Origin of the sequence: Lachnoanaerobaculum sp. ICM7 (genome assembly GCF_000287675.1) — a bacterium.
Lineage (GTDB): Bacteria > Bacillota > Clostridia > Lachnospirales > Lachnospiraceae > Lachnoanaerobaculum.
The window spans coordinates 212,763-231,740 of sequence record NZ_ALJL01000016.1 but is presented as its reverse complement, the minus strand read 5'-3'; the positions used below and the strand labels follow the sequence as shown (position 1 = coordinate 231,740).

Here is an 18,978-nt window from a genome sequence, read left to right as displayed (position 1 = left end):
CGTTAAATAATTTTATAATTATATTCCTTCAATAATTTGCCTGCCATTTCACAGGAATCGGCATCATAGAAAGAAATATTTAATGCACCTTCGCCCTTTTCTCTGTTGTGATTGATACCGATATTTTTAATACTTATAGAATTTGCGGCCAGGATGGCGGAGATAACGGAAATTGCTCCGGGTTTATCCTGAATATGCACGCTTAAATCATGTTTTGAAATAATAAGTCCCTGAGAGTTTGTATCAAGAGAGTTTCTATACTCACCGGATTTTGCAAACATATTGTTGATATATGTACTTGACTTGGCAGACAAATGTGAGTATACATCCTCTAAAGTATCTATATATTTGCGAAGCATCATATTTATAGGCTCGGAATTAAGCATACATATCTGTTCCCACATGATTGGAGAGGCCGAGGCTATTCTTGTAATATCCTTAAATCCTCCTGCAGCAACTCTTTTCATTACTTCGTCATCATAGTCATTTTCACTTACCAGATTTACAAGTGTAGCCGCAATAATATGAGGTAAATGGCTTATAGTGGCAACAACTTTATCATGCTTTTGATAATCTATTACAAAGGGTATAGCCTTTATTGATTCGATTATTCCTGAAAATACCTTTAATTTTTCGACATTTATTTTTGAAGACGGAGTGATCATATAATAAGCGTTTTCCAAAAGGAGTGCATCCGAAGCGTCATATCCTGTTTTTTCAGAACCGGCCATAGGATGTCCGCCTATAAAGACATCCTCAAGTTCAAGTTCTTTTGCAAGACTGTGAATCGAGGACTTTGTAGAACCCACATCCGTTATGATCGCATCCTTCCTTATATAAGGCTTTATATCTTTGAGATATTTATCATTGAACTCTACCGGAGTACATAAAAACACTATATCACAGTCTGAAAGAGTATTGTCTATACCTTCAAGAATAATGTCTATAATCCCGTCGCTTTTACCTTTTAACAGCTCGGAACGGTTGTTTGTATAGGCATAAATTCTTGATTCGGGTCTGTATTTTCTTATTGCTTTGGCAATCGATCCCGCTATAAGTCCAAAGCCTATAAAAGCCATATTATTGTATTGCATAATTCTCCGTTCCGACATTACGTCAATTTTAAATATAAAAAGTCTAGTACATTTGGTGTCATTAGTCAATTACTTTTGCTTTAATAATTTAAAGCGACATAGTAATACGGCTTTATTATGACTATTTATCTTTACTAAAACAGTCTATTTATACAAAAACTTTATAAAAATATATTACGATTTAACTATAATAAAAGTGTAAATTACATTGTCTAAATTGAATATAAAACTTGAAATTTTATCGTATGTTTAGTAAAATATCTTTATCAGAAAAGTCTATTGACTAAAAAGGAGGGATACTCTTATGAAGGTTTATGAAACTAAACAGATTCGTAACGTCGTACTGCTTGGCCATGGAGGCTCGGGTAAGACTACAGTGGCAGAGGCCATGAGCTTTGTTGCAGGAAATATTTCAAAGATGGGAAGTATTTCAAGCGGAAATACCATCAGCGACTATGACAAAGAAGAAATTAAAAGAGGTTTTTCCATCAGTACATCTTTAGTTCCGGTAGAATATGAAGGAGATACCGGAAGTGTAAAGATAAATCTCTTGGACACTCCGGGATATTTCGACTTTGTAGGCGAGGTGGAAGAAGCCGTATCAGCTGCAGACGCTGCCATTATTGTAGTCAATTGCAAGGCCGGAATTGAAGTGGGTACGGTAAAAGCATGGGAGTTGTGCGAAGAATACGGTTTACCGAGAATATTCTTTGTAACAAATATGGACGATGACAAGGCAAGCTATCGTGAATTGCTTTTGAAGCTTGAAACACGCTTCGGAAGAAAAGTTGCACCTTTCCATCTTCCGATCAGAGAAAATGAAAAGTTCGTGGGATTTGTAAATGTTGTGAAGATGAAGGGTAGAAGATTTACAAACCTTTCAGACTATGTAGAGTGTGAGATACCTGATTATGTTGAAGCCAACTTAAAGATTGCAAGAGAGGCCTTGATGGAGGCCGTTGCCGAGACAAGCGAAGAATACATGGAAAGATATCTTTCAGGTGAGGAATTCAGCGATGATGAAATTTCAACAGCACTCAAAGAAAATATTTGCAACGGAGATATTGTGCCTGTAATGATGGGTTCAGGAGTGGACGCACAGGGATTTAAGGCACTTATGATGGCAATTGAAAAGTATTTCCCGTCACCTGATTATAAAGAGTGTGTGGGAGTGGACGTAAGCAACGGTGAGCATTTTACAGCAAAATATAATAAAGAGGTTTCATTATCTGCAAGAGTATTTAAGACAATCGTGGATCCTTTCATAGGAAAATACTCATTAGTTAAGATTTGTACAGGTACACTGAAGCCTGACAGTGCAATCTACAATGTAGGTAAGGAAACAGAGGAGAAATCCGGAAAGATTTATGTACTCAGAGGAAAGAACGCTATAGAAGTACCTGAGCTTGTTGCCGGTGATATCGGCGCTATGGCTAAGCTTAATGTAACAACTACAGGTGATACTATTGCGTTAAAGAATGCACCTATCCTTTATCATGGACCAAAAATCTCATCACCATATACATGTATGAGATATAAGATAGTAAACAAGGGAGAAGAGGATAAACTTTCATCAGGTCTGTCAAAGCTTATGGAAGAAGATTTGACATTAAAGCATATGAATGATACTTTAAACAGACAGACTCTCATTTACGGAATAGGTGATCAACAACTTGAAATCGTAGTTAGCAAACTTTTAGATAGATATAAAGTAAAGATAGAACTTTCAAGACCTAAGGTAGCTTTCAAAGAGACTATCAGACAAAAGGTTGAGGCTGCCGGAAGATATAAGAAGCAATCAGGTGGACACGGTCAGTTCGGTGATGTAAAGATGAGCTTTGAACCTTCAGGAGATCTTGAGAAGCCATATGTATTTGAAGAGACTGTTTTCGGAGGTTCTGTACCTAAGAATTATTTCCCTGCAGTTGAAAAAGGAGTGGCTGAGTGTTGTGTTAAGGGACCTTTGGCCGCATATCCTGTAGTAGGTGTAAAGGCAGTACTTTTGGACGGTTCATATCACCCTGTTGATTCTTCCGAAATGGCATTTAAGATGGCTGCCACAATCGCATTCAAGGACGGATTTATGAAGGCCGCTCCTGTACTCTTGGAGCCTATTTATACAGTAAGTGTAATAGTTCCCGATAAATTCACAGGTGATGTTATGGGAGATCTTAACAAGAGACGTGGTAGGGTTCTCGGTATGGAGTCAATCAATCACGGAAAACAGCTTATAAGAGCCGATGTTCCTATGTTGGAACTTTTCGGATACAATACCGAGCTTCGTTCAATGACCGGAGGTATGGGTGTATTCAGCTATGAATTTGCAAGATATGAGCAGACACCCGGAGATATCCAAAAGAAGGAAGTGGAAGCAAGAGCAAGTAAGCTTGAGAATGATACAGAGTAATAAATATATTATTAAGAAAATATGTTCAATTGTAAGAAATCTTACTATAGTTTTACATATTGACTAAAGTGCTTGAAAATTTTTTCATAAGGTTATATATTAGCTTCATCAAGAAACTTATATGAAAAAGGAGATATCATATCATGCATTTATCAATAATTAAAAAAACAGTTTTATCATTAACATTGGCTTTAGGTTTAGTTTCAGGTAGTATAGTTGCTTTTGCCGCACCTTCACAGATAATTGTTCCGGGAAAACCTGCAGATGCTGCAAGTGCACAGGTTATTAATGAGGGAAACGTAACTCGTATTATAGGAATAGAGGGAGAGAAGGCACCTTCAAAGATTATTATACCGGGTACTTCTACAGTTGTAGTAAGATCAACAGCATCTAATGCAACACCATCTATAGCTACTTATTCAAACTCTACAGCGTCAAGCAGCAGAGGCGGTTCATCTAGAGGCGGTTCATCAAGCAGCTCATCAAGAAGTGGAAGTTCAAGAGCTGTTACTGCAACAACAGTACCTACAAATACTCCTGCTTCAAACTACGGTCCTGCACCTTCAAACACATCTGCTCCTGCAACTAATGTAGGTCCTGCAGCAGGAAACACAAATGTTTCTACTAAGGGTGATGTGACAGCAGCTAAGCGCGGAAAATTAAATGTACCTAAGACAGCTGATGCTTCAGCAATGGGACTTTATGCAGCATTACTCGGTCTTTCAACTGTAGCAGGCGCATTTGTAATTGCAACAAAGAAGAAAGAGAACTAATCTTAAGTTAAATTAAATAAGACATTTTACGGCAGGCTGTACAGTCTGCCGTTTTTGCGCTTTTTTTAATGCAATTTTGTATGTTTCTTATAAAAAACAAGAAATTGATAAAAAAATAACAATATGCCTTTATTTTATTTTTTAAATATAGTATTATATCATTGCTCAGTATAGAAGACGGTTTTAGAAATACTGAAACTATTGTCACTATAAACGGAAAATTTTTTTAGTGGAGGAAAATTGTGAGAGGTGTTGAAACAAGAATTCAGGAAATAAGACATAGAATCTTTAGAGAAGTTGCCAGAATGGCTTATCACACAGAGTGGCCGGTAGATAAAAGAATAGAGGAGCTTCCTTATAAGATTATTCCCGGTGAAGTGGGAAATTTCAGAAACAACGTTTTCCTGGAAAGAGCTATAGTAGGTGAAAGACTCAGACTTGCTATGGGATTGCCTTACAGAAGTGCAGCTAATCATGCTCCCTTATCTGAGGGAATAGAACTTGCGGATAAGGCGGAGACATATTATACACCACCGTTAATCAATATAATTAAATTTGCATGCCATGGTTGTGTTGAAAAGAGAGTATATGTAACTAACGGTTGCCAGGGATGCCTGGCACATCCATGTTCGGAGGTTTGTCCTACAGGTGCTGTAAAGATAGATAAAGAGAGCGGATTCTCAAGTATTAATCAGGAAAAATGCATCAAATGTGGAAGATGTGCAAATGTTTGTGCATATAATGCAATCATTATTCAGACAAGACCTTGTGCGGCTTCATGCGGTATGGATGCAATATCTTCAGATGAAAACGGCAAAGCCGATATTGACTACGATAAATGTGTATCATGTGGACAGTGTCTTGTAAACTGTCCGTTCGGTGCTATTTCAGATAAATCACAGATCTTCCAGACTATAAGAGCTATTCAGTCTGGAGACAGAGTATATGCGGCTATTGCTCCTGCTTTCGTAGGTCAGTTCGGTCCTAAGGTTACTCCCGGAAAACTTCGTGCGGCAATGAAAGCGCTCGGATTTGCCGATGTATTTGAGGTTGCTATCGGTGCCGATCTTTGTGCCACACAAGAGGCGTTTGACTTCCTTGATGAAGTGCCTGAGAAATTACCTTTTATGGGTACATCATGTTGTCCTTCGTGGTCATTGATGGCAAAGAAAGTGTTCCCGGATCAGGCTGAATGTATATCAATGGCACTTACACCTATGACACTTACGGCAAGACTTATAAAGAAACAGCATCCGGACGGAAAAGTGGTATTTATCGGACCATGTTCCGCAAAGAAGCTTGAGGCTATGTGGACAGAGGTAAGAAGTGAAGTGGACTTTGTGCTTACATTTGAAGAGATGGCCGGAATATTTGATGCAAAACATATAGATATTGAAAACCTTGAAGAAGATCCGAACGGTGTCAACGATGCATCTACAGACGGAAGAAACTTTGCGGTATCCGGAGGAGTTGCAAAGGCGGTTGTAGGAGTTATTAAGAGTCAGTATCCTGACAGAGAAGTAAAGGTAATGAATGCGGAAGGCCTTGCAGATTGCAAAAAGATGATGACAATGGCTAAAGCAGGAAAGTATCCGGGATATCTTCTTGAGGGAATGGCATGTCCGGGAGGCTGCGTGGCAGGACCGGGAACAATGCAGAATATCAAGAAATCCCAAGGTGCGGTAAATCAGTATGCGGCTAAGGCAACACATGGTATTGCTATTGAGACTGAATCTGTAAAAGAGCTTGATAAGTTGGTTAAATAATACATATAAAAAAGATTGTTGGCACTCATATTAGGTGAGTGCCAATTTTTTATTGACTTTTATATTTTCATGGTTATAATAGTTATAGCAAAGCAAATAATATATTTGCAAATTTATTAGAGAGGTGATGAAATGAAAAAGGGAAACTTATCAATAAACAGTGAAAACATATTTCCGATTATAAAGAAATGGTTGTATTCAGATCATGATATATTTGTAAGAGAATTGATTTCAAATGCAACAGATGCTATAACAAAGTTGAAAAAATTAAGCCTTGCAGGAGAGTTTACAAAGCCTGAAGGAGATGAATATAAGATAAATGTGGAAGTCAGCCCTAAACAAAAACTTATACGTTTTATAGATAACGGTATAGGTATGACTGAAGAAGAGGTGGAAAAGTATATAAATCAGATTGCCTTTTCAGGTGCAGTTGATTTTATAGAAAAATATAAGGATAAGACAAATGAGGAGCAGATAATAGGTCATTTCGGTCTTGGATTTTACTCCGCATTTATGGTAGCGGATAAGGTAAGTATTGATACTCTTTCATACAAAGAAGGTGCAAAGCCTATACATTGGGTAAGTGACGGCGGTCTTGAGTTTGAGATGGGAGAAGGCAACAGAGCTTCAAGAGGAACTGCTATTACATTATACCTTAATGATAATTGTCATGAATTTGCAAACGAGTTCAGAGTAAGAGAAATACTTAACAAGTACTGTTCATTTATGCCGGTAGAGATATTCTTAAAGGATATAGATGCGGAGGAAGCGACTGAAATCATAGAAAAGGATGAGCTTTTAGAGAGCGATACCGTAATAGAGACTATAATTGAGCCTGCAAAGACAGAGGAAAAAGAAAAAGAAGACGGCACTAAGGAAGAAGTTGAAATAGAGCCTGCAAAGGAAAAGATAAAGATTAAAAAGCGTCCTGTAGCGATAAATGATATACATCCGCTTTGGACTAAGCATCCTAATGAGTGTAGTGATGAAGAATATATCGATTTCTACAGAAAAGTCTTTATGGATTATAAGGAACCGCTCTTCTGGATTCATTTAAATATGGATTATCCTTTTAACTTGAAAGGAATTTTATACTTCCCTAAGATAAACACGGAGTATGATTCTATAGAGGGAACTATAAAGCTTTACAATAATCAGGTATTTATAGCAGATAATATAAAAGAGGTTATTCCGGAGTTCTTATTACTGTTAAAGGGTGTAATAGACAGTGCGGATATTCCGCTTAATGTTTCAAGATCCGCATTACAGAATGACGGTTCTGTAAGAAAAATCTCAGAGTATATTGCAAAGAAAGTTGCAGACAAGCTTTCAGGAATGTGCAAGACAGAGAGAGATAAGTATGAGAAATATTGGGATGATATTGCTCCGTTTATAAAGTACGGTTATCTTAAAGATGAGAAGTTCGGTAAAAAGGTAGAGGATTATATATTATTTAAAAATATAAATGATAAATACCTTACATTAAACGAGCTTGTTGATGAAAGTAAAAATTCCGAGGATAAGGTTGAAACTTCTGCAGATGAGAATATTGAGAACTCTGAAGAGAAAAAAGAGGTTGAAAAAACTCAGATATTCTATGTAAATGATGTAAAAGAGCAGAGCCAGTATGTAAATATCTTTAAGTCTGCCGGAAAGGATGCTGTAGTATTGCCACACAGCATTGATGTACCTTTTATCTCAACTCTTGAGATGAAAAGAGATGATGTAAAATTCCTTAGAATAGATTCCGATATGACGGATGATATGAGAAGTGAGGAGGTAGCTGAAGATACAAAGGCTTCATATGATGAGTTGTCAAAAAAGGTAAAGACTGCTCTTCATAATGACAGATTAAAAGTTTCAGTACAGCTTTTAAAGAGTGATGAGATTTCATCGGTGATTACAATATCCGAAGAGAGCAGAAGAATGCAGGAGATGATGAAGCAGTACGGAATGATGGGTATGGATCCTTCAATGTTTGGAGGAGAGGGTGAGACTTTGGTTCTCAATGCAAATCATCTGCTTGTAAAGGAACTTCTTGAAAACAATCATGAAGAGTTGTTTGATATGATCTGTGAACAGTTGTATGATCTTGCTTCAATATCACATAGCCCGCTTTCACCTGAGAGAATGAGTGCATTTATAAAAAGAAGCAATGAGCTTATGCTTAAGTTAAAATAATAAAATAAAAACAGCCGACACTTAACGACTTAAAATCGTAAGTGCCGGCTTTTTAATATTTTACTCAATGCCTACCATTACTGAAGTAGCCTTGATGACAGCATAAGCTTCTTTACCTACGGCAAGTTCAAGCTCTTTTACAGCATTCTTTGAAATTGTGGCTGAAACTACACCAAGCTTTGTCTCAATAGCTACGATGTCATTAACAGCACCTTCATTAATGCTCTTTACAACACCTTGGAACTTGTTTCTTGCAGAAATCTTTGGAAGCTCTGTAGCAACCATAACCTCTGTAGCTTTGATAACAGCGATTGCGGCAGCTCCATCCTTTAAGCCGAGCTCCTTGATAGCATTAACTGAAATAGTAGCCGAAACAGCCTCTCCGTTTACTTCAATAGTAACGATGCCGTTAACAGCACCTTCATTAACATTCTTTACAATTCCTTTGAATTGATTTCTTGCACTTAATTTCATTGTGTAAAAACCTCCGGTCAAAAATATTTTGCTTAAAAAACTTAAGCAATACTATAGATTTTAGCATAAATTTTAATTATAGCAAGCGGTATTTATAGAGGAGGTGTAGGAGAAGGTTTGAGAGCTTGTAGTTAATTAGACTTTCAATAATAATATTTATTAAATGAAAATAATCACTTGTTCTATAAAAAACACTAAATGATAGTTATTACAATTATACCAAATATAAAAATATGTATTTTTATATTGACATTTATATAAAAATTTTAGAAAATATTTATAGTATATAATCGTGGTTAATTTTAAGTTGCAACTGAATAAAAGAGTTTAAATTGGGATAAAAATGAAGAATATTAAAAAATACTTAGTCATATTACTATTTTTTTTAGTGCTTTGGATTGCTTATCTTACATTTATTAATTGGAAGTGTAGGATAATAATTAAAGACAATGTTTTTATAGGTATAAAAAGTGGAATTACTGAAAAAAAAGAAGATTTAAAAGTAGTGGAAATACCGTATGGCGTGAGTGAAATTGGAGTTTTTGCTTTTGCAGACTGCGTGAATTTAGAGATGGTTACATTGTCCGACGGAATTAAAGAAATTGAAATGGGAGCTTTTTATAATTGCCCAAATTTAAAAGATATCAAATTACCTGAAAGATTAGAAGTTATACGAAATGGTGCATTTTTAAAATGTAAATCATTAACAGAAATAGATATTCCTAATGATGTTAGAGTAATAGAGGAAGGTGCATTTTCAGAATGTAGTTCTCTGACAAACGTACAGCTACCCAATACTATAACTGAAATAAAAGAAAAAACATTTAGTGATTGTATAAATCTAAAGAGCATATATTTACCGGATAGTTTAAAGATTGTCGGTGCCTCTGCCTTTTATAATTGCAGCAGTTTATCTACAGTGAGAATGTCAGAAGGAATTGAAAGAGTAGAAGAAAATGCGTTTTGGGGAACAGAATTCTTAAAAAGCGGAATGGCTGATGAATATGGATCGGTATACCTTGGAAAAGTGCTTTTATATAATAAAGGTTTAAATAGTACTGTCATAGTTAAAGATTCTACAAAGGTAATTGCAAATGCTGTATTTATAAATAATTCCAAGCTAAGAGAGATTGAACTGCCTGAAGGAATAATTGAAATTGGAGACAATTGTTTTGAGAATTGTATTGCATTGAAAAAGATAAATATTAAAGAAGGGCTGAAAAGAATCGGAATAAATGCCTTTTCTCATTCAGGTTTGGAAGAAGTTAAATTGCCTGAAAGTATAATTGAAATTGGCAATGGAGCATTTAATAATTGCAAGGACTTGTACGATATTAATTTACCGTCAGGAATAGAAAGTATTGCTGGGTACAGTTTTGAGAATACAAAGTATCTAAATAATATAAAACCTGACGAATGTGGATGTAAGTATGTAGATAATATACTTTTAGCTTCTGAAAATAATAATGGAAGTTCAATAATACATATTAAAGCAGGAACCAGATTAATTGCTGAACAGGTTTTTGAAAATAGAAAGGATATTGAAGAGATTTATATTCCTAAAAGTGTAGAAATAATCTGTTCAGAGGCATTTTTTCTATGTTCAAATTTAAGAAAAGTGGATTTTGAAGATGATATAAAATTGAAAGAAATTAATTATTTTACATTTGTCGGGTGTTCAAAGATAGAAAATATTGATTTACCCGACAGCTTAAAAGCAATATATGCATACTCGTTTGGAGATTGTTCTTTCACTAAAATAAAAATACCTGAAAATGTAGAATATCTGGATTCATTCGCTATCAGAGAATGCTATTCATTAAAGGAGATTGAATTGCCTGAGAGATTGAAGGGTGAATATCACTGGATTGAGACCGATGGAATTAAGACACCTAAACTTGTATTTTACTAGAAAACTATGTACAAGCTCTACGATCATAAAAAGGATGAACCTGAAAAATATATATTATTAAAAGAAGAGATATGTAAAATGAAAGAGCTGTGTGGGAATATATGAATAAGCGAAATGATGAAGGCATTATATATATTAATGAACTTGACATAGTTGGACATGACAGAACAGGTCGACCGGGAAAGTTTATATATGATTACGGAAATGGAAAAATTAAAAAAATATCAACTAATAGAATAGGCTGATTTGATTTATTTAAAGACAAGTATAAAGATTGGTCATAAGGAGAAGCTTATGGTCCGGATAAAGAGTAGACTAAAGTTTATGTGTAGTTTATCCAGTCATTTGAAGAAATTGTATGATGCTATGAAAAAGGAGATTATATACAAATGAGGAAAAAAAACAAGCTAAGGTTGTCAATATTATTCACATTATTTTTCATTATTATTTTTATAACAGTATTGATATTTTTTGTATTGCCTAAATTCGACTTTATGTATATATCCGCAGACAAGCATTGGCAGAAGGAAAAGATTGGGGACGTGGATGAAAAGACAGGTGGAACTGAAAAAGAAAAAGTAAAGCAGGGGACAAACGGCATATACTTTGTATATAAAGACAAACTAATGTATATGGATGAAGCGAATGAGCAGGTTAGAGAAATGTGCAAACTGCAAAGTGGAATTATAGGTATTATAGTAAAAGATGATACTGTTTTTTTTCGTAAACGGGATGAGTATGATTATGGCTTTTATAAAGTTGATTTAAGTGGGAAAATAGTAAAACTTTTTGATGCTTCAGGAACATCAAGTATTGAAGGGGAAAATATATATATATTGGATGGAGAACCCAGTTTAAGAAAATATGATTTTAATGGAAGAAAAATTTTTGAAAATAAAGTTAAATCCGGTTTTATATCAAGTGGAATGATATTTGATAATTATATTTTTTTCATAAGATATAATTTTGATATTAGTGATGATGGTGTAGAAGTTAGTATACCTAAGTATTATCTTTTTGATGCCAACAAAATAAATTATAAGACAAGGAAATTAAAACTTTCAAGATATTATATGCAACCTGAAGCCGGAAATACGTATTGGAAAGAGGATGTTATACCCTATGATTCTGTTGCTAAAGAAGTGGATAAAACAGTAAGGGAAGGGGAAATATTTGATGATACTACTGAGAAAAATTTGGATGATTATGAACTGCAAAGCGTAGAGCTGCTTCCTTGGTCTTTTTCAGAAGTACAAGATGGATATATTTATCTTTATGGAGAACAGAGAGTTACTTATAGAGATAAGAATTATAAAGAAAAAATGTCGGTTATTAAAGAAGGATGGGAAAGTGAAAAAATAAAAAAAGTAACATATACAACCATAGCAAGAGTACTATGCAGAATTAATATAGAGGATATAAAAGATACTTCTGAGGATACTTACATTAATTATGAATTGGTATGTTATGATCTGAATAAAAATTGGGGAGGATTTATTATTAACAATAAGAATGCATATGTATTAAAAGAAGACGAATATTTTGACAGTAGCAAAGAGGATAGAAATATATATGTGTATTCTATGGATGTTGATACAGGTTTATATAAGGAGATTTATAGAAAAGAAAGATTTTTTATCGGAAATTATTACAGTGAAATGTTTGTGACAGATAAATATATTTTCATTTATGAAGGTAGTGAATATGGCGTAAAGAAATGCATTACAAGGATTGACAGAGATGGTAACAACCCTATATTGGTAATGGATGAAAACGGTGAAGTAGTAATGCAAGCGTTGGAGAAATAGAATTATGAGAAAAATAATATTCACATGGGTAGTAGTGGTTGCTATAGTATTGCCTATATTTGTTTTAATATTTTACACATTGCCTAAAATTGACTCCATGTATATCTCATCAGATACATATAAACAGAAAAATAAATCAAATCAGGATGGAAAAAACGGTGTAAAAGTAATCAGTAAAGTGGAGCAGTCAGAAAACGGTATATATTTTGTATATAAAGGCAGACTTATGTATATGGAAAACTCTGATGGAAATATAAATGAAATCTGCAAAATACCAAGTGAAATTGTGGGTGTTTTAGCAAAAGATAATACTGTTTTTTTGCGTGAATGTGATGATATTGCGAGTATTTATAAGGTGAATTCAAATGGAGAAATAGTAAAAATTGCCAATGATTCAGGCAAGATGTATATGGAAGGTGAAAATATATATACATTAAATGTGAGACACGGATTAAGAAAATATGATTTCAGTGGAAAGATGATTTTTAGCAATAAAGAGGCATTGGATTTTACGACAAGTAATACTATATTTGATGATTACATTTTTTATAAATGGTATCAAAATGAACGTATAGCTCTTAGTGTTCCGCAATATTACAGACTTGATGTAAATAAGATAAAGTATCTTCTACATGAGGTAAAGTTTTCAAGGTACTATTTAGAACCGGAGGAATGGGACTCATATAATAGAGAAAATGTTATAGAATATGATGATTTGGCAAAAGAAGTGGATAAAGAAGTAAGAAGCGGAGGAATGTATGGACAAGTAAATGGGAAAGATCCGGATAATTATGACTTACAGAGTATAGAATTATCTGTTTGGAATTTTTCGGATGAGGTAGACGGATATATTTATCTTTATGGAAACCAGAAAATCACTTATCTGGACAAGGAATATAAAAGAAAGTCGGAAGAAATTACGTTGGAAGAACAAGATAATAACAGAGAGAAGTTTACCTACCAAATTAATGTAAAAGCGGTATTTAGAATCAGTATAGATGAAATAAAAAACAGCTCTAATGAAACTTATGTAAACTATGAGAGAGTAAGTGAAAGCCCGGATATATCGGGAGATTGGAGCAGATTTATTGTTGACAAAAACAATGTATATGTAATAAATGAGGATGAATATACAGATAAAGAAGCATATAGAAATCTATATATTTATTCTATAGATGTTGACACCGGCTTGAATAAGGAAGTTTATAAAAAGAAGAGGTTTTTCCTTGGGAATGACTCATCTGAAATATTTGCTACAGATAAATACATATTCATATATGAGTATGGTGATTATGGTGAAAAACAATGTATTACAAGGATAAATCGTGACGGAAGCAACCCTGTATTAGTAATGGATGAAAACGGTGAAGTTGTTATGAAACATGTTCAATAAATATATGGAAATTTTTATTTATTTTTTGAAAAAATTTTTCATCACAATTTATATTAACAACAGAATCGGATGGAATGGAGACTTTCAATATGAAAAAGAAATGGATTATATGTGTAAGTATAATTGCTATAGCATATTTTGTTCTTTCATTATGTGATTTTATGTATATCCCTGCTGACAAATATCCGGCGGTTATTAGGAAAAAATTTTTTACAGATAATAAAAATATTACTGTAAAGAGTATGGGTAATGTATGTCAGGTGGAAGACGGTATATATTTTGTGTATCATGGTAGACTAATGTATATGGATAATGAGGGCAAAGCAGTAGATGAGGTATATTCAGGCTCAAATTATATAGGCTCAATTATGGAAAATAATTCGGATATCTTTTTCCTTTGTAAAGATATATTCGGAATATGCAAGATGAGTAGAGATATAGATAAAAAGCAATTGGAAAATATAAATGGTGGGATAAAGCCTGTAATTAATGGAGAGGGAGACAGAAACTATATAGATGGCAAGTATATATACTTATTTAATGGAGATATACTTAGTAAATATACTTTAGATGGTATAAAGATTTATTCATCTAAGATTTATTATGATCAAATAAGATTGGGAGGAGTCGGCAGTGTTGTATTTAATGAATACAGCATGCGTATAATAAGAGAGGCAAGTTATGGGCCAGGTATAGGAGTAGATGTCCCATATCATTATCTGCTTGGATGGAATAAAGTAAAATATAAGCAAAAAGAGCTGACTACATTTAAGTATTATAAAGAAGCTTCAAGCTGGGATCGTAACAATACAACTAATATAGTAGAGACTTATGATATATGGGCAAAAAATCTGGATGATAAAATAAGGAGTAATTCAGACAAGTGGGATATAATGAAAGACAGAGATATGGGGGAATATGATTTAGTAAGTATAGGTTTATTTAGAGAAAATCCTAATTATTACAGAGTATTAAACGGATATATATACTTTTACCAACCTATGGAGTTTTTGTACAGAGATAAGAATTATATAGATAAAATTAAGTTTAACGATACAGGAAGCGTAAGTAGAGAAGAAAAAGATAAAGTAGAGTTTATGGTTCATATGTATGTGATGCTTAGGATAAAAGCAGAAGATATAGAAAAGGCGAAAGACGGCTCAAATATTGACTATGAAATAATCAATACGCCAAGGTATCCTATAGATTATGATGCTTATATAGAAAATTATGAAGTAAATGACAACTTTTTATATAGTGTATCTAATGGAGAGTCAATTATGGATGAAGAAGAAAGAACTAAGCTCTTTATTACAGATATGAACACAGGCACTATAAGATTGATATACAGTAGAATTAAGGATTCTGAAAGTGCCTACATACCACAATTATTTTGTAGTGATAACTATGTTTTTTTATATGAATATAGTTATATAGCAGGAGAAGATAAACAACGTATAACAAGATTTGATAAGGATGGTAAAAATCCGATGCTTGTTGTAGATTATACAGGAGAAGTCGTAATGAAACCGGTGGATCCGGTTCAATAATTGTATATGTAGATGTAAAAGCTGAGGATGTATTTATAAAGTTTTCCATGGACAGCGGTTTGGAAAAGAAAAGATATAGACTTGAGTGGCTACCCGTTACAGGCAACGTCATGTATTGTACACCTGAAGTAGGAGCAAAAGCAAAAGTATATTTTGGAGACAGGGATGAAAGTAAAAATGTATTTGCCATAGAGTGTGAAAATATATCAGTTTTTTTCAATGAAATAAAGGGTATAGTTACAAAAGACGGTAAAACAATGTATATAAAAGATAACGGAGTAGAATTAAAAGCGGATAATAAGGTGAGTACATCCGGCAAAAACATGACATTTAGTTCATCTGATTTATTGATAATGTCAGCAAGAAAGAAAGTAAAAATTAAATTCGAAATGGTGGAAATAAATGCAGACGGGGATGTAAGTATCCAAAAGAATTAAACAATTTACTAAAAGAGGTAATAGAACTTATGGAATATTATGATGAGCATATAGTTGAGGCACTTCAAATATAAAGGAGGGATACTTTCGGCAGTATAGATGAGGGTTTATATATAAATAATGAGTTAATTCATTTTAATAAAACCCTGCTTTTTAATGACAGAGTAAGTGTCATGTTACCGGAAAACTTTGTTCCAATGTTACCCGAGATAGTAGAGGTTAAGTATTTCTCAGGAAAAAGACCTGATGAGATTTATACAAGTCTTGATATGTCTGTAAACTTCACTTTTACAGATCTTGGAATTTATGGAAATGACCAAGATACAAGGCTGGCAACCGGACTTATAAAACAGATTATAAAAAATGCCAACCCAAGTTATGAGTTTTTTGAAGAAAATGAAGACGTGGAAAAAGATGTCATCATACACAGATTTGACTTTCAAAGTTATGGAATAGATGATGAGGCTTATAACATGATGGAAAGTGGTACTATTTTGACGGTAGTGGTTATATGTCAACAGGTTGGCGTTCTGTAGATGGAAAAATTCATTATTTCTATAGCAGCGGTAATATGGCAGAATCTGAATGGATACAGGATAAAACAAGTAAAAAATGGTATTACTTAAGAAGTAGTGGGGAATTGGCTGTATCTCAAATGAGAGTAACAAATGGAAATAGCTATTATCTTGGAAAAGACGGTGCTATGGTTACCAGAGGTGAGATTGAATGGGAAGGAAAATCATACTATGTAAAAAGTGATGGCATCTGTGGAGAAATTAAAAATATAATTACAAAGAAAAATTTAATAGATATAGGTTGGAGTGAAAATGTGATTACTGATAATATAATTCTTAAATTAAATTCAGCAATGACAGAATATGATATTACCAATATCAATAGTATACGACATTTTTTAGCTCAATGTAGTGTTGAAAGTGGTTGTGGAGAAATTTTAGTGGAAAGGTATGGTAGGGATTATTCATCGCCTGAAGAATATTATAGCTCAAGAGATTTTAAAGAAGGAAACAATGCTCCAGGAAGTCCTGCTAAGGAAAATGATGGTGCTAAATACAGAGGAGCAGGATATATACAATTAACATGGAAAGAGGACTATTATAAATTTGCAAAATATATAGGTGATGATGATATATTAAATCAAGGTTGTAGTTATGTGTCAAACAATTATCCATGGGAATCTGCAGGATGGTATTGGAGTAAACTCAAAAAAATAAATAATAAGATAAATGAAAATCCAGATTTTTCTGTTGAAGAAGTAACAAAAATTGTAAATGGAGGAGATAATGCCTTAGACGAAAGGAAAAAGGCTTATAAAAAGTGCTGTGAAAAGATTAAAGAGTAGGTTACTACAGATAACTGTGATATTTTTAGTGATAATAGTTAGTACATCTTGTAAGAATGGCAATATAAACAGAGATACATATATATCAAAAGAAGAACAGGCTATTAATAGTGTTTCCAAATATAGGATAATAAAAGATAAATTTATTTTAAACACTACTAATATGGAGATGCATATAGAATATCCTAGTATTTCTGATATGTCGGACATTGAAAAGCAGGAGCGGATCAATAAACTGATTTTTTTAACATCAGTGGGACTTTATTATAATACATATGTACATAATAAGCTTAAAACAAATAGTAATTATACAATTATTCATAATGATGATAAGTATATCAGTGTTAAGTATGAAGGTTTTACTACAGTAGAGGCGAGAAGACCTAATTATGATTGCTTTTGTTTAAATATAGATTTAATAAAGGGTGAAGTAATAGGATTGGAAGATGTAATAGACATAGAAAAATTGAGAGTTAAATTTAAAAAAGATAATTTTACAGTAGTAAAGGGGCTTGATGAAAATATTCCTTTAGATGAGAGTGGATGGGGAGAACTATTTGATCATTATTTGGAATATCATGTGATATCTGGTGATGAACTTCATAATTATGATTTTTATTTTACAGATAATAAGATAGGGTTAATTATAAGTGTTCCGATAGATGCAGGAGGGTCATATATTATTCTTGAAAGTAGTGATAATCTGAGGATGGATGATATAAAAAAGTAAAGTTTCGCAATGCCGTAATGAAATGGGAAGGAGGTAATAGGAATTAATGAGAATTAAAATTATGGTAATATAGATTTTATGTACCTTCAGGTTGTTGCCAAGGATGATGAGGATACGGATGAGATAGGTATCAGCTTTATGATGTTTTCACCTGAGATTTGGCAGATCACTATGGATGACAGCAACAGAGGATATTATCTTTGGGTAGACAATCCGTTTTGGGCAGACTATGTAGACCCAGATGATGTTATGACTACAGAAAGTGAAAAGTAATACTATTATTTAGAGCCACTATGTGAAAAGGCATGGGGGTTCTTTTAATATATAAAAATATTGAAATATTGCAAAAATATTTATAAAATAAATATATAATAATAACTGAAATGTACGTGATTTTAAACAGGAAGGAGAATTAAAATTATTATAGTTTGTTTAATAGTATGTTTGCTTACAGGATGTACCTCGGTAGTTGAGATTGCAAGGTATATACATGACTCTGATAAATTAGATAACTACATATATTATGAGGCTACAGTAGTAAATAAGTATGTAGAAAAAATAGTAGAAGCATTTAAAATAATATGGTAAGTCTGCAAGAGAAGTTTAACGGAAAGAAAATATGGAAATGAATTATACATTATCATTTTACTTGGGAATATTTACAATAATATGCATGATTGTGGTAAGCAGAATAGCTTTTTTTAAGGATGAGGAGTTTCTCAGAGCTGTAAGAGATACTATGGGTAAAAATCGTATGTCTCTGGCATATAAAAGAGAGAAGCCTATCAAGGGTATCATTTGGAAAAAGGATTTAAAGAATATGAACTTCTTATCAATCAATTTTAATGATTACCATGTTAAGGATGTAAGTGACCTTGAATATTTTAAGAATGTTGAGACAATTATCTTGACATATATTGGCGATAATGAGGAAGATATCGGTATGTATGATGAGGAACATGTCCTTGATAATCTAAATAAAGTAAGGGATTTTAATAAGCTTAGAAGGGTATAGTTATATCATCTGAACGCAGATAAGAGTGTGAAGAACGAATGTCCGAGAGCAATAGTTTTTATAGACTAGTTTTTACGG

Annotated in this window: 15 protein-coding genes and 2 pseudogenes; 15 read left to right on the top strand and 2 right to left on the bottom strand. The window is 33.3% G+C overall.

Going from position 1 to position 18,978, the window contains the following annotated elements:
• Nucleotides 1-2: 2 nt before the first annotated feature.
• Nucleotides 3-1,094 carry a prephenate dehydrogenase/arogenate dehydrogenase family protein gene (locus HMPREF1140_RS03780; RefSeq protein ID WP_009662445.1) on the bottom strand — a complete coding sequence of 364 codons (1,092 nt, stop codon included), beginning with the start codon at nt 1,092-1,094 and terminating at the stop codon, nt 3-5.
• 304 nt (nt 1,095-1,398) lie between these two features.
• Here HMPREF1140_RS03780 and HMPREF1140_RS03775 point away from each other — a divergent pair, with 304 nt between their 5' ends.
• The 4 genes from HMPREF1140_RS03775 (at nt 1,399) to htpG (ending at nt 8,221) form a co-directional block, all read left to right on the top strand.
• A complete protein-coding gene (locus HMPREF1140_RS03775) occupies nt 1,399-3,501 on the top strand; it encodes an elongation factor G (protein ID WP_009662709.1) in 2,103 nt (700 codons plus the stop codon).
• A gap of 143 nt (nt 3,502-3,644) precedes the next feature.
• Entirely contained in the window at nt 3,645-4,274 is a 630-nt protein-coding gene (locus HMPREF1140_RS03770; protein WP_009662611.1) for a sortase B protein-sorting domain-containing protein, read from the top strand.
• Between the two features lie 242 nt (nt 4,275-4,516).
• Complete coding sequence (locus tag HMPREF1140_RS03765; RefSeq protein WP_009662580.1) at nt 4,517-6,040, top strand: 4Fe-4S dicluster domain-containing protein; 1,524 nt, start codon at nt 4,517-4,519, stop codon at nt 6,038-6,040.
• A 132-nt stretch (nt 6,041-6,172) separates the two neighbouring features.
• Nucleotides 6,173-8,221: a molecular chaperone HtpG gene (gene htpG / locus HMPREF1140_RS03760; RefSeq protein ID WP_009662662.1), complete on the top strand. Its 2,049-nt coding sequence runs from the start codon at nt 6,173-6,175 to the stop codon at nt 8,219-8,221.
• Nucleotides 8,222-8,281: 60 nt separating this feature from the next.
• Here htpG and HMPREF1140_RS03755 read toward each other — a convergent pair whose 3' ends face one another.
• Entirely contained in the window at nt 8,282-8,695 is a 414-nt protein-coding gene (locus HMPREF1140_RS03755; protein WP_009662620.1) for a TOBE domain-containing protein, read from the bottom strand.
• A gap of 343 nt (nt 8,696-9,038) precedes the next feature.
• Between HMPREF1140_RS03755 and HMPREF1140_RS03750 the strand changes: the two genes are divergently transcribed.
• The 11 genes and pseudogenes from HMPREF1140_RS03750 (at nt 9,039) to HMPREF1140_RS03705 (ending at nt 18,969) form a co-directional block, all read left to right on the top strand.
• Nucleotides 9,039-10,607 (top strand): leucine-rich repeat domain-containing protein, encoded by a 1,569-nt coding sequence (locus HMPREF1140_RS03750; protein WP_035619824.1) that lies wholly within the window; start codon nt 9,039-9,041, stop codon nt 10,605-10,607.
• Nucleotides 10,608-10,708: 101 nt separating this feature from the next.
• Entirely contained in the window at nt 10,709-10,852 is a 144-nt protein-coding gene (locus HMPREF1140_RS13500) for a hypothetical protein (RefSeq protein ID WP_009662668.1), read from the top strand.
• 144 nt (nt 10,853-10,996) lie between these two features.
• Nucleotides 10,997-12,415, top strand: a complete 1,419-nt coding sequence (locus HMPREF1140_RS03745; protein WP_009662589.1) for a hypothetical protein — start codon at nt 10,997-10,999, stop codon at nt 12,413-12,415.
• A 4-nt stretch (nt 12,416-12,419) separates the two neighbouring features.
• Nucleotides 12,420-13,808 carry a hypothetical protein gene (locus HMPREF1140_RS03740; RefSeq protein WP_009662519.1) on the top strand — a complete coding sequence of 463 codons (1,389 nt, stop codon included), beginning with the start codon at nt 12,420-12,422 and terminating at the stop codon, nt 13,806-13,808.
• 89 nt (nt 13,809-13,897) lie between these two features.
• Nucleotides 13,898-15,358 carry a hypothetical protein gene (locus HMPREF1140_RS03735; protein ID WP_009662686.1) on the top strand — a complete coding sequence of 487 codons (1,461 nt, stop codon included), beginning with the start codon at nt 13,898-13,900 and terminating at the stop codon, nt 15,356-15,358.
• Between the two features lie 59 nt (nt 15,359-15,417).
• A complete protein-coding gene (locus tag HMPREF1140_RS03730) occupies nt 15,418-15,795 on the top strand; it encodes a hypothetical protein (protein WP_242822860.1) in 378 nt (125 codons plus the stop codon).
• A 511-nt stretch (nt 15,796-16,306) separates the two neighbouring features.
• Nucleotides 16,307-17,155: a glycoside hydrolase family 19 protein gene (locus tag HMPREF1140_RS03720; protein WP_009662425.1), complete on the top strand. Its 849-nt coding sequence runs from the start codon at nt 16,307-16,309 to the stop codon at nt 17,153-17,155.
• Between the two features lie 28 nt (nt 17,156-17,183).
• Entirely contained in the window at nt 17,184-17,885 is a 702-nt protein-coding gene (locus HMPREF1140_RS03715; protein ID WP_207635012.1) for a hypothetical protein, read from the top strand.
• Between the two features lie 78 nt (nt 17,886-17,963).
• On the top strand, nt 17,964-18,158 hold the full coding sequence (locus HMPREF1140_RS03710; protein WP_009662694.1) for a hypothetical protein: 195 nt from the start codon (nt 17,964-17,966) through the stop codon (nt 18,156-18,158).
• 138 nt (nt 18,159-18,296) lie between these two features.
• Nucleotides 18,297-18,458, top strand: a pseudogene (locus tag HMPREF1140_RS14015) (DUF5104 domain-containing protein); the annotation flags it as partial.
• 52 nt (nt 18,459-18,510) lie between these two features.
• Nucleotides 18,511-18,969 (top strand): annotated as a pseudogene (locus HMPREF1140_RS03705) (hypothetical protein).
• The last annotated feature ends 9 nt before the right edge of the window (nt 18,970-18,978 follow it).

Bases quoted from the DNA above. Each gene is read 5' to 3' on its own strand.
- HMPREF1140_RS03735 (WP_009662686.1), top strand. From the start codon at position 13,898: ATGAAAAAGAAATGGATTATATGTGTAAGTATAATTGCTATAGCATAT.
- HMPREF1140_RS03740 (WP_009662519.1), top strand. From the start codon at position 12,420: ATGAGAAAAATAATATTCACATGGGTAGTAGTGGTTGCTATAGTATTG.
- HMPREF1140_RS13500 (WP_009662668.1), top strand. From the start codon at position 10,709: ATGAATAAGCGAAATGATGAAGGCATTATATATATTAATGAACTTGAC.
- HMPREF1140_RS03720 (WP_009662425.1), top strand. From the start codon at position 16,307: ATGTCAACAGGTTGGCGTTCTGTAGATGGAAAAATTCATTATTTCTAT.
- HMPREF1140_RS03775 (WP_009662709.1), top strand. From the start codon at position 1,399: ATGAAGGTTTATGAAACTAAACAGATTCGTAACGTCGTACTGCTTGGC.
- htpG (WP_009662662.1), top strand. From the start codon at position 6,173: ATGAAAAAGGGAAACTTATCAATAAACAGTGAAAACATATTTCCGATT.
- HMPREF1140_RS03770 (WP_009662611.1), top strand. From the start codon at position 3,645: ATGCATTTATCAATAATTAAAAAAACAGTTTTATCATTAACATTGGCT.
- HMPREF1140_RS03750 (WP_035619824.1), top strand. From the start codon at position 9,039: ATGAAGAATATTAAAAAATACTTAGTCATATTACTATTTTTTTTAGTG.
- HMPREF1140_RS03780 (WP_009662445.1), bottom strand. From the start codon at position 1,094: ATGCAATACAATAATATGGCTTTTATAGGCTTTGGACTTATAGCGGGA.
- HMPREF1140_RS03755 (WP_009662620.1), bottom strand. From the start codon at position 8,695: ATGAAATTAAGTGCAAGAAATCAATTCAAAGGAATTGTAAAGAATGTT.
- HMPREF1140_RS03745 (WP_009662589.1), top strand. From the start codon at position 10,997: ATGAGGAAAAAAAACAAGCTAAGGTTGTCAATATTATTCACATTATTT.
- HMPREF1140_RS03710 (WP_009662694.1), top strand. From the start codon at position 17,964: ATGTACCTTCAGGTTGTTGCCAAGGATGATGAGGATACGGATGAGATA.